Here is a 10,920-nt window from a genome sequence, read left to right as displayed (position 1 = left end):
CGTCCATGCGGACAGACAACACGGCAGACTAAACAACCACCAAGTGGCCGATCTTCAACGAGCGCCACCGGCCTACATTTCGAAGAGCGTCGACAGTGGGACGGGTTCCAGCAGCCGGTATCTCCGGATGTCACGCGCGAATGGCCGGGAAGGACCTTCGCGGTGATCGATCTCGCTGTGCAGAAGTCGGCGCGTCGGCTCGGCATCGGCCGCCGACTGCTGGACACCCTGCTCGACAGCCGATCCGAACAGCGGGCAACCCTGGCGGTCCAGCCGCAGGCGGAAGACACACATGCGTTCTACCGGGCGATCGGTGGATGGCATCTGGTAGGGCGGCAAGACACACCGGCTTCCGTATCACCGGAGTTCGACGTCTACATCCGAGAGTTGAGGAGTCCGTAATCCGCTAGAAGGTCGTCCAGTTCACGTACACACAGCGCATCAGACCACGGGGCAATGTCCGATCGCGCATCCGAGATCATGCCGACGAGCCGGTCGGAACGACACGACATGGCCAGTGCCGCCGCCTTGCCGATCACCTGTGCGGCTTCATCGATCTCCCGCGCCACGACGTGGGCGTGTGCCAAGTCGACGTAGGCTACCGCACGATTGCGAGTGAAGTCGTCACCGATGAGCGCGAGCGACGATTCGGCAGCTTCCTGAGCCGCGGCCGCACGTCCGAGCCGGTACATGCAGTCACTTCGGAACGACAGCGACAGCCCTTGCCCATGGAAGTAGGCGATGGAATTCTCCGATGGCGGCGCATTGTCCAAGAGGGTGTCTGCGGCATCGAGCGCTGCGACACATGCGTCATGGCGGCCGGTACCGGCGTAGGCGAATGCCGCGATGACATCGGCATATGAGCGAAGCAGACCATCATCCACCGAGCGTGCCCAATTCTGGGCAGCGACCGCGTGATCGATTCCCGTGCGCGGGGAGCCGCGCCAGATGGCGAGGTAGCTCATATTGCACAGAACTAGAGTCACCAGCGCGTCGTTGCCTGCCGCGTGCGCGGATTCGCGCGCCTGTTCATAACTCGAGTTCGCGGAATCGAATTGGCGCATATCGAACCGCATCCATCCCACCATCTCCGCGAGCTGGCTGTGGACGGTCAGCAGTCGAGCCCGCAAGTGGGTAGGTGCTTCCCGCAGCAGAGCGGACGCGATGGCCAGTTGAGCGGAGGCCATTGGAAGTACGACGTATGGACCGTAGAGGTCCTCCTGGAACAGCGCAGTCTTCATCGCAGTTTCGATATGGCCGATGGTGGCGCTGTCGACACGGCCGGGCTGGACGAGTACTTCACCGACTCGTCGTTGTTCGTCCGGGTCCAGGCCGGACAAAATCGCGGCGACCGCAGGCAATCCACCGGAAACGCCGCCGAACAGGCGAAGCAATTCGCGTCGGTTCATTTCGACCCACGTCCTCAGTTCGGCATCCAGAGACGAGTGTAGGCGGGGTTGCGGTGACGAGGTGGCGATCGCAGCCGTGAGCGATGCGCCGTCGTTGTAGAACCGGTACGCCTGCTCGGGGCTGAGACCTTCCAGCACCGTGTCCATCGCATCCGAGGAACGCGGGCTCAGCGCGGCTCGACCGCCCTGCTGCTCCCACTTGCCGACTGTGCGCACCGCACGTCCGCAGACCGCCGCGAACTCCTCCTGCGTCAGCCGCATCGCTGTCCGCAGCGCCAGCACCTCAGCGCCGGTCCACTTGTCGATCATCGCTGGCCCCACCCTCACCTCGACGTGTCGAATACCGGAAGAGTAGGACCAAAGTGCCTGCTGCGTACCTGTATTCCGGCTCTTCACCACCGGATGCTGGTCCTGCATCCGGTGCCGGGTCGATGCCGTCGCGCCCGACGGCACACCGATCAGCTGTGAGCGGCCGATCGGTGGCGCATGCTCCTCGGCGCCGGGTGCTCAGCACACCACGAGCAGGGAGATGCGGGGATGGGGTTGGAGGACACGCAGGTGTTGCCGTCGGTGCAGGCCGACACGCCGTTGACGCGGTGTCGCTTCTATCGTGAGATCTGCGGGCTACCCGCGAGAGTCCAACCCGAAATCGGAAGCATCATCGTGCCTGCGGGCAGCGTCGGCGCGGTCACCATTCCCCATCAGCTCGGGGCTGCGGTGAAGGGCCGGATGCAGAACCTGGGTATGCGACTCGGCCCGATCGTCTCGCATCCGCGCTCCAAGCGATGGACCTTCCTGATCGTGCCGGACGTGCCGGACGAGAACAGGTTGTTCGCCGAGTTGTTCCGGCTCAACGTGTCGGTGTCCCGGCACGGCGCGCAGATTGCGTTGCCGTCACCTGCCGCTCGGCAGGCGGGATTTCGGGTATGGGTGACGCCGCCCCGCGACGCCTTCCGCCCGTCCGGCATGGCCGTCATCGAGTCCATCCGCGCTTGCCATCCGCAGCGCAGGCGGTGAGGCCATGGATGCACAGCTGTCCCCACGCCCCGAAGAAGACGACGTGCACTTGTCGATCCAATTCCACGACCTCCGCCTGGAATTCGCCGCCTGCGCAACCGCGGCGTCGCGCTTCATCGAGGACTGGCGCGCCTACCACTACCCGGACGCGGTGACCGTCGTCCCCGGCGACCCAACCGGATTACCGCGTCTGCCGAACGAACGTCTTTACCTCGAGCGATGACGACCCTGATATTCGAGCGACGACCACCGGTGAAGGCCAGGTGGGTGATGAAACGGAGAAGATCGATGAGTCACCTGACACGACCGGGACGCGCGGATGAGATGAGCGGCACGGGCATGCTGGTCACCCTCGACGGACCAGGAGGAGTCGGCAAGTCCAGTATCGCTCACGAGCTGGTCGGATACCTGCGCAAACAAGGGGCCCGTGTGCACGCCACGGCGCAACCCAGCCCCACCGCGCTCGGCGATCTCATCCGTGCGCAGGCTGACACCTATCGCGGAATCGCGTTGGCATGTTTGGTCGCCGGCGACCGACATCATCAACTCGCCAGTGAAATAGTTCCTGCGATCAAGGCGGGCATGATCGTAATTTGCGACCGCTATCTACCGTCCTCGCTTGTTCTGCAAACACTCGATGGTGTCGACCCGCAGATGGTGTGGCAACTCAATCACGGCGTACCGGCTCCGGATTTGGCGGTGATGCTGCACGCAGACGTCCGTGCACTGGCCGCGCGGCTCACAACGCGAGGTGCGCATGACCGATTCGAACGAGCCGGCGACAGCAGTCGGACCCAATCGCATCGATTCCACGAAGTCGCCGACGAGCTCGCTGACCGCGGGTGGACGGTGGCCGAGTTCGACTGCACGCATCGGCAGCCGCTCGCAAACGCCCGTGCGATCGGCAACCTCATCGTGTCGCACCTCCGCGCGCACCCTCGCAGCGACCAGGGCGGTCCTGTCACCGAATAGCAAGGAAGGGACGATGATGACCCAATCCGAACAGTGAAGGGGCAGTAATGGTCTTCGGCCGGATGATGCTCGACCACCCAGGCTGGGTGCAGGCCGGTGACGGCGTGGTCCACCGCGCCGTCACCGACGGCCACCACACCACGATCGTCACAGACACCAGAGTTGCCGAGGTGTGGTTACGGGTGGGGGAGTTCGATCCAGCCGCGCTCGCCGGTGCCGATGACATGTTGGTCGGATTGAAGGCCGCCGGCGTAGTAACAAGGGTGGCGAATCCGAGCTTGTGGGACGCCTTGGCTACCGCGATTGTTCGGCAGGTGATTCGAGCCGGCCAGGCCCGCAAGCTGTATCTCCTGTTCAGCCGCGCATATGGGCAGCCGATCGACCACGGCGGCACCACGGCATGGCTGTTTCCGGAACCACAGAAGATCCTCGCATTGCCCGATCACGCGTTCTCCGAGCTCGGCGTCGCGTTCAAACGACCAGCTCTTCAGGCCGCTGCGAGGGCTTACCTCGAACACGGCGAAGCCTGGACCGCGATGGCGACTTCTCCCTCTGACCGCCTCGCACTGATCGACGCCTTACAGGTGGTGCCCCGGATCGGGCCGTGGACCGCCGGCGCCGCGGTGGCCGACTTCACCAACGACTTCTCCGTGTATCCGTACGCCGATCTGGCTGTCCGCACCTGGGCAAGGAGACTTTCGCCCGAGCGCATGTGGGATGACGACGAGCCCGGATTCGCGGCACAATGGCAAGAGCTGGCGGGAAATCAATTGTCCGCGTGGACATTACTCACTCTCGCATGGGGGGTATCCAATGCAGAACTCACTAGAACGGCCCCGTCGTGACTTGATCGCCGGAGCCGCCGCAAACCACCCACTGGATGCGCTGTTCGTCAATGCGCCGCTACGGGACTACAGTCTGCGTCCCAGAGTCAACGACTTCACACTCCCCGTGCTGGGTATGGCCTATATCGCCACCTACGCCGCTCAGCAGGGGTTCAATGTCGGTGTCCTCGATGCCGAGGCCCATGGGTTGGGCATCGATCAGACGGTCGACATCGTCAACACAACCCGGCCACGGTGGGCGGGGTTCAACCTGCTCGCACCTACCTATGAAATCAGCGCCCGCATCGCCGCCGGTCTCGACCCCGACATCAAGGTGATGCTCGGCGGACATCAGGCCAAAGCCATGCCGAACCAGATCCTCACCGATCCACGCATGACGCGCTGCGCCGCGCTGGTAGTCGGCGAAGCCGAGACCCGCGTGTCCGAACTACTCGATGATCATCGCAACCGACGCCGGTTACCGGGCGTGATGTGGCTGGACCCGGTCGTGCGGACACCGGTCACCGGGGGTGTACCAGGGTCATCCCACCATCTCGCACCCGACATCGACGGCTTGCCCTTCGTCGACCGGGCCTATCTGTGCCAAGACCCGCACTACGAGCAGGCCCGATGGGAAGCGAACATGGTCGGTGCCCGGGGTTGTCCATACAACTGCTCTTTTTGCGGAGCGGCGGTCACCGCAAACCCTGATATCACCATCCGCATCCGGGACCCGTACAACATCATCGACGAAATGGTGCGGCTTCGGGAGCAGTGCAGCGTGACCGCGTTCCGGTTCGTTGATGATCTATTTCTGGGAGCGCGGCGTGTGATCGATACGATGATGGGCGCGTTCACCACCGAACAGGTCGGCGATTGGGCGTGCTGGGATGCCACCGGCCGTATCAACGTGCTGCATCGAGCTGACGACGAGATGCTGACAACCCTCGCGTCCAATGGATTACGTGAAGTGGCTCTCGGCATCGAGTCCGGCAGCGCCCGCATGCTCGAGTACATAGACAAACGGATCACGCCTGAAATGGCGGTCAGCGTTGTGACGCGTTTGGCTGAACGCGGCATAGGCGTGAAGGGATACTTCATCCTCGGATTTCCCGACGAGACCCGCCAAGAGATCGATGCCACCGAGCAGTTGATCCACCTACTCTGGGAGGCCACCGACCGGCTGCCCGGCCGCTTTCGCGCATCGGTGTTCGAGTTCCGTCCCTATCCCGGAACACCCGAATGGCATCGGCTCCTGGCGACCGGCCGCTACCAAGCGGAACAGCTTCTGAACTACTCGCCGGTGGACTTGACCGGTGGAGGTGTCGACGAGTCGATGCTCGCCCGTGACGAGTTCAATTTCTCGGTCAACCTCCAGTTGGCCGAAGCGCCGACCAGCTACATCCGCGCCAAGCTGATCGACCTCGCGCATGCTCAGCATGAGCGGGCTTCTGCTTGTTAGACGTCGGCGACTGCGGCTGGTGTGTTCCAGCCGTGCTCGCTGAACGGCGCTGTACCGTCGAGGAACGCGCGGATCCCGACGGCGGGATATTCGATCAAGTCATCGGGTAGCTGGTCGATCGGGAACCAATGCACCGCAGCGCACTTCTGCGGCTCCCGATTCACCGGCTCCCCGACCCACCGCCGTGCTTGCAGGAACAGCCCCAGCCGTGGTTCCGGGCCTGAACCGGCGGCGTGCACCGCATGAACGAATCTGAGGTCGGTCGGGTCGATGAGCACACCGACTTCCTCATGGGCTTCTCGGGCGGCGGCGGTCGTAATCGGCTCGCCCGCGTCCAGTTTGCCCGATGGTAGATGCCACCGGCCTTCGAACATATCTCCCCGACGCTGAGTCAGCAGTAGCTTGTCGTCGCGCACGAGCAGGATATGAACATCTACCAGGTGACGATCAGCCATCGGCATCTCCTCGCGTTCCACGGTCGGCCGAGACCATACGGCATCAACGATCTCGGCACCACGCGACCGGGCCGTGATTGCTGTCCACGACCTCCGCCTGGAATTCGCCGCCTGCGCAACCGCGGCTTCGCGCTTCATCGAGGACTGGCGCGCCTACCACTACCCGGACGCGGTGACCGTCGTCCCCGGCGACCCAACCGGATTACCGCGTCTGCCGAACGAACGTCTTTACCTCGAGCCGTGACAACCCCTACACGGCGTGCTTGACTGCGGCCGTGTATTCGTGCAAGACGAAAGTGCCACCATTGCACCGACGCCGTATCCATCGCCAGCGACGCAAATGATCGGCTGCCTCGGTGGCCATATGAGCGGCTGTATGTCGAGCGATGATGCGCGACACCCCGCCTCCGCGTGCCCCTCTTGCCTGGTGACACTGATCGACCTCGCGCACGCCCAGCACGACATTGTTGACGGATCTCGCCGCCGCAGATCGTTCCGACGGCGTCAACGGGGGCACTGGTGCCATCACGATGCTTGTTGCAATTGGCACTTCGATGTGCCCTCGCCGGGGAAAGTTTCCACGTACTTCCGTTGCGGGAAGCGGGATTTTATGGCCGCTGTGGAGGGCCGCTAGCGTCGAATTCATGGAATGGAATTTTCGGTCGGCCGGCGAGCTTTCGGCTGCGTTACGTGCTGGGGAAGTGTCCGCGGTGGAATTGACCGACGCGGCGATCGCTGGGATCGAGCGGGATGACAGGGTGATCAACGCGATCTGTGTGCCTGATTTCGATCGTGCGCGGGCGGCGGCGCGGCATGCCGACCAGGCGCGCGGCCGGGGTGCGGATCGGCCGCTGCTGGGCATTCCGGTGACCGTCAAGGAGTCCTACAACATGGTCGGGATGCCCACGACCTGGGGTATGCCGCAGTACCGGAACTTCGTGCCGGCCGAGGACGCGGTACAGGTGGCGCGGCTGAAAGCCGCGGGCGCGGTGGTGCTCGGTAAGACCAATGTGCCGTTGGGGTTGCAAGATCTGCAGAGCTTCAACGAGATCTACGGCACCACCAACAACCCGTGGGATCACGGCCGCACGTCGGGCGGATCCTCCGGCGGATCGGCCGCGGCACTGGCATCCGGCTTCGGTGCGCTGTCCATCGGCTCCGACCTCGCCGGTTCGTTGCGCACCCCCGCGCATTTCTGTGGCGTCTACGCGCACAAGCCGACACTGGGGCTGGCGGCGATGCGCGGTATGACCCCGCCGCCCGCGCCGGCCTTGCCGATCGAGGCCGACCTCGCCGTTGTCGGTCCGATGGCGCGCACTGCCCGCGACCTCACACTCCTGCTCGACGTGATGGCGGGACCGGACCCGTTGACGCTCGGCGTGGCGCATGCGGTGACGCTGCCGCCCGCGCGCCACGAGAGACTCGGCGACTTCCGGGTCTTGGTCCTCGATCAGCATCCGTTCATCGCGACCGGGGCCGCGGTTCGAGCGGGCGTGAACCGGGTGGCCGACGCGCTTGTCGCCAGTGGTGCCCGCGTCGAACGGCACAGCCCACTGCTGCCCGATCTGGCCGAAGCCGCGATTCTCTACACGCAACTGCTGTTCTCTGGCTCAGTGGCACGATTTCCCGTCGACAGCTACGAGCAGCTGCGGACCCGGGCAGCCGGCCTGAGCGCAGACGACCAGAGCCTCGACGCGGCGCGGCTGCGCGGCATGGTGTTGAGTCACCGCGATTGGATCGAGGTGTACAACCGTCGCGAGATCCATCGCCACGGTTGGCGGCAGCTGTTCGGCGAGTTCGATGCCGTGGTGTGTCCCAGCACGCCGACGCCCGCGTTCCCGCATGACCACAACCCTGATCTGCTGGAGCGTCGGCTCGACATCGACGGGGTCGAGTACCCGTACTTCGACCAGCTCGTCTGGGCCGGCCTGGCCACCATGCCCGGCCTTCCCGCGACAGCTGTACCCGCGGGGCGATCTTCCGAAGGTCTGCCGGTCGGAGTGCAACTCATCGGCCCGATGTTCGAGGACCGCACCCCACTGCGGCTCGCCGAACTGCTCGAACAGCAAATCGGCGGCTTCCAGCCACCGAAGTAGGGCGTACACGACACGACCGGGCCTGCTCAGGTGGCCAGGAACGTTCTGATGGCTTCGTCGGTGGTGAGACGGTTGGCGCCGACGGTGACATCGATCGCCGGGTAGTTTCTGCGCACGGCTTCGGCGATGCCGGTGAGGCGATCGGCGACTATCGCGGGGTCGCGTAGCGATTCTTGCCGAAGGCCGTCGAAGCCGGGGAAACCGTCGGCGACGAGGGTTACGTCGGGGTTGGTGATGATGTCGTCGTAGGTCTGGAATTCCACGCTGACGATCTTGGAAGTGTCGACCCGGCCCGGAGTGGTGAATACGCGGTCGCTGACACCTTCGATGAAGTTGGCCGCGGAATGCCCCTCTTCGAGCATCGGATTCACCCGAATACGGTTGGCGTCGATTCCCAGGACCATGCCCGCGGGGTGGAATCGCATCGTGCCGTCGCGGACATCGGTCCAGCTCGTGATCGTTCCGTACACGCCGGCGATGTCGGTGCCGTCGGTCAGGTATACGACATCTCCGGCGGTGCTGTGTGACGCTGTGCGGATATATCCGTCCTCGGCTGCGGCTTCGTCTCTGCGAAAAGCTCTGGGGAACACTTGATCGACTTGCCACAGGCGTGCTCCGTTATAGAAACGATCCGGCGAGGTGGATCCGGATTCCGACAGCGGACCCGGGAACGACGGGTCGCCGGTATCGAAAGCGTGCCGAAGCCCTCTGTCGGCATCGGAAAATACTGCGGCCGCCCCCGAGCTTTCCCGAGCGAAGGGCCTGACGCCGTGTTCGGCATCAGCTGTCGCCAGCCTCCTGATTTCGTTGCTCAAGTGCTGGGCGAATCGGGCATATGCCCGTGCGACCAATTCGGATCTGATCAGCAAGACAACGCCTTCGGCCTGATCGCCGCAGCTTCTTCATCTTCTCCCGACACCGCCGACGGCCGTGTGACCGTATGACCAGCGACTGCCCTGGATGTCGTTGCGCACGAGCAAGATATCTACGTCCACCAGGTGACAGTCGGCCATCGGGCACTCCTCGCGTTCCACGGTCGGCCGAGAGGGAACGGCATCGGCGCATTCGAACCGCGAGGATTCCGCGGCGGCCGTACCGGCACATGCGGGGACTCGGCGCATCCACAAGGTACATCGCGCGGATGGATGCCGAGCATGTTCCGGCGCGGTTCGTGCGATACCCGCCGGAGACGGAATCGACTCGGCTCGAGCGGGACTGGGTTCAGGTCACCACCACGGGTCGGGGCGGTGGCGGTGCCACTGGAGTTCGGATTCGAGTTGGGCGGCCAGGGAGATCAAAAGCGGTTCGGAATGCGCCGTGCCCATCAGTTGGGCGCCGACCGGGAGGCCGGTCTCGGTGAAGCCTGCGGGGACGTTGATGCTCGGCCAGCCGAGAACGTTCCAGGGCCAGGTGTAGGGGCAGGCGGCGGTGATGAGGTTGTTGGTGGCGTTGACGCCGATGCCGTCGATTTCTTCGGCGCGCGGCGGCGGCGTGGCGGTGGTGGGGGCGAGGACGACATCGTAGTCGCGGAAGAAGCGGCCGATCCGATTGTGCAGCAACGGTTCCACGTGACGCGCCGCGTAGAGCGCGGGACCGTCGAGCACGCGCCCGATCCGGGCATTGGCGGTGGTGCGCGGATCGACCTTCAGTCCGGGCATCCGATTGTGGACCCGCCGGATGCCTGCGAGCGAACGCGGCAGGAAGGAGGCGCCGACCAGGATGCCGTAATGCAGGTCGGCCACGGTCACGGTGTGCCCGAGCGCGCGCAGCGTATCGGCGGTGCGGCGCACCGCTCGCTCGACCTCGGGGTCCAGCGCTGTTCTGGTCGCGGTGAAGGGAATTCGCAGCGACAGGGCGATCCGCAGTTTTCCCGGGTCCCGGCCGACGGCGTCCGACGCGGTGATCGGTTCCGGCGTGTGCAGGTCGTCTGGATGCGGACCGGCCGCGGCGTCCAGCAGCAGCGCCGCGTCCGCGACGGTGCGCGCCAGCGGCCCGTTCACGGTGAGCCCGTAAAACGCTTCGGGCTCCGGCCAGGTGGAGATCCGTCCGCGCTGCGGTTTGATGCCGACCAGGTTCGTCCACGCGGCGGGAATGCGGATCGAGCCCGCGCCGTCGGAACCGAGGGCGGCCGGGACCAATCCGGCCGCGACGGCCGCCGAAGCTCCGCCGGAGGAGCCGCCCGGCGTCCGGGTGCGGTCCCAGGGATTGCGGGTGTGGCCGAACGACGCGGCGCTGGTGAACGGCCACTGTCCGAGCTCGCAGGTATTGGTCTTGCCGACGATCACCGCGCCCGCGGCACGCAGGCGCCGCACCGATTCCGCGTCCTCGGTCTTGGGCGCGAAGTCGCCGCCGCAGCCGAACGCGGTCGGCTCGCCCGCGACGTCCGTGTCGTCCTTCACCGCGACGGGCACGCCCAGCAGCGGCAGCCGTTCGCCCGCGGCCAGCCGCCGGTCGGCTTCGGCGGCCTCGGCGAGCGCCCGCTCCCGGCGCACGATACGGAAAGCGTTGAGCGTGCTCTGCGTCGCGTCGATCCGATCCAGTGCGCCGCCGACCGCCGTGGTCGAGGCGATCGAGCCGCCGGCGATGGCAGCCGCGAGTTCGGCCAGCCCCAGCTCCCGGGTGCCGGGGACGCGGGCAGGATCGGACACCGTCATGTGAGCTCCGTCTCGTCGTGGTGTACCAGAC

At 65.3% G+C, this 10,920-nt stretch carries 12 protein-coding genes; 8 read left to right on the top strand and 4 right to left on the bottom strand.

Annotated elements, in window-relative coordinates; translation table 11 throughout:
• Positions 1–402 (top strand): GNAT family N-acetyltransferase (locus tag ABZ552_RS21670; RefSeq protein WP_357439283.1); only part of this gene is annotated, 402 nt, incomplete at its 5' end.
• Here the strand turns inward: ABZ552_RS21670 and ABZ552_RS21665 are convergent.
• Positions 375–1,718, bottom strand: coding sequence for a hypothetical protein (locus tag ABZ552_RS21665; protein ID WP_357439281.1), 1,344 nt, complete (start codon positions 1,716–1,718; stop codon positions 375–377). The genes ABZ552_RS21670 and ABZ552_RS21665 overlap by 28 nt on opposite strands.
• A gap of 228 nt (positions 1,719–1,946) precedes the next feature.
• Between ABZ552_RS21665 and ABZ552_RS21660 the strand changes: the two genes are divergently transcribed.
• The 5 genes from ABZ552_RS21660 to ABZ552_RS21640 all read left to right on the top strand — a co-directional run bounded on the left by ABZ552_RS21660 (position 1,947) and on the right by ABZ552_RS21640 (position 5,684).
• Positions 1,947–2,426 carry a DNA-directed RNA polymerase subunit beta gene (locus ABZ552_RS21660; RefSeq protein WP_357439278.1) on the top strand — a complete coding sequence of 160 codons (480 nt, stop codon included), beginning with the start codon at positions 1,947–1,949 and terminating at the stop codon, positions 2,424–2,426.
• Positions 2,427–2,430: 4 nt separating this feature from the next.
• Positions 2,431–2,649, top strand: coding sequence for a hypothetical protein (locus ABZ552_RS21655; RefSeq protein WP_281874851.1), 219 nt, complete (start codon positions 2,431–2,433; stop codon positions 2,647–2,649).
• Between the two features lie 65 nt (positions 2,650–2,714).
• The gene (gene tmk / locus ABZ552_RS21650) at positions 2,715–3,398 is read left to right on the top strand and encodes a dTMP kinase (RefSeq protein WP_281874850.1); all 684 of its coding nucleotides are present in this window, start codon (positions 2,715–2,717) and stop codon (positions 3,396–3,398) included.
• A 47-nt stretch (positions 3,399–3,445) separates the two neighbouring features.
• Positions 3,446–4,243 carry a hypothetical protein gene (locus ABZ552_RS21645; RefSeq protein WP_281874849.1) on the top strand — a complete coding sequence of 266 codons (798 nt, stop codon included), beginning with the start codon at positions 3,446–3,448 and terminating at the stop codon, positions 4,241–4,243.
• Between the two features lies 1 nt (position 4,244).
• The gene (locus ABZ552_RS21640; RefSeq protein WP_357439275.1) at positions 4,245–5,684 is read left to right on the top strand and encodes a radical SAM protein; all 1,440 of its coding nucleotides are present in this window, start codon (positions 4,245–4,247) and stop codon (positions 5,682–5,684) included.
• On the opposite strand, the gene ABZ552_RS21635 is transcribed toward ABZ552_RS21640, so the two are convergent.
• Positions 5,681–6,160 carry an NUDIX domain-containing protein gene (locus ABZ552_RS21635; RefSeq protein WP_281874847.1) on the bottom strand — a complete coding sequence of 160 codons (480 nt, stop codon included), beginning with the start codon at positions 6,158–6,160 and terminating at the stop codon, positions 5,681–5,683. The two genes, ABZ552_RS21640 and ABZ552_RS21635, sit on opposite strands and share 4 nt — an antisense overlap.
• Positions 6,161–6,212: 52 nt before the next feature.
• Between ABZ552_RS21635 and ABZ552_RS21630 the strand changes: the two genes are divergently transcribed.
• Positions 6,213–6,383 (top strand): hypothetical protein, encoded by a 171-nt coding sequence (locus tag ABZ552_RS21630; protein ID WP_281874846.1) that lies wholly within the window; start codon positions 6,213–6,215, stop codon positions 6,381–6,383.
• 223 nt (positions 6,384–6,606) lie between these two features.
• On the top strand, positions 6,607–8,235 hold the full coding sequence (locus ABZ552_RS21625; RefSeq protein ID WP_357439270.1) for an amidase: 1,629 nt from the start codon (positions 6,607–6,609) through the stop codon (positions 8,233–8,235).
• Between the two features lie 26 nt (positions 8,236–8,261).
• Here ABZ552_RS21625 and ABZ552_RS21620 read toward each other — a convergent pair whose 3' ends face one another.
• The gene (locus ABZ552_RS21620) at positions 8,262–8,825 is read right to left on the bottom strand and encodes a hypothetical protein (protein ID WP_357439267.1); all 564 of its coding nucleotides are present in this window, start codon (positions 8,823–8,825) and stop codon (positions 8,262–8,264) included.
• Between the two features lie 636 nt (positions 8,826–9,461).
• On the bottom strand, positions 9,462–10,889 hold the full coding sequence (locus ABZ552_RS21615) for an amidase (RefSeq protein WP_357439264.1): 1,428 nt from the start codon (positions 10,887–10,889) through the stop codon (positions 9,462–9,464).
• Between the last annotated feature and the right edge of the window lie 31 nt (positions 10,890–10,920).

This window comes from Nocardia sp. NPDC019219, assembly GCF_040632645.1.
In the GTDB taxonomy this organism is placed as follows: domain Bacteria; phylum Actinomycetota; class Actinomycetes; order Mycobacteriales; family Mycobacteriaceae; genus Nocardia; species Nocardia sputorum.
This window is presented reverse-complemented; position numbering and strand designations above follow the sequence as displayed.

Bases quoted from the DNA above. Each gene is read 5' to 3' on its own strand.
- ABZ552_RS21660 (WP_357439278.1), top strand. From the start codon at position 1,947: ATGGGGTTGGAGGACACGCAGGTGTTGCCGTCGGTGCAGGCCGACACG.
- ABZ552_RS21615 (WP_357439264.1), bottom strand. From the start codon at position 10,889: ATGACGGTGTCCGATCCTGCCCGCGTCCCCGGCACCCGGGAGCTGGGG.
- tmk (WP_281874850.1), top strand. From the start codon at position 2,715: ATGAGTCACCTGACACGACCGGGACGCGCGGATGAGATGAGCGGCACG.
- ABZ552_RS21645 (WP_281874849.1), top strand. From the start codon at position 3,446: ATGGTCTTCGGCCGGATGATGCTCGACCACCCAGGCTGGGTGCAGGCC.
- ABZ552_RS21655 (WP_281874851.1), top strand. From the start codon at position 2,431: ATGGATGCACAGCTGTCCCCACGCCCCGAAGAAGACGACGTGCACTTG.
- ABZ552_RS21665 (WP_357439281.1), bottom strand. From the start codon at position 1,718: ATGATCGACAAGTGGACCGGCGCTGAGGTGCTGGCGCTGCGGACAGCG.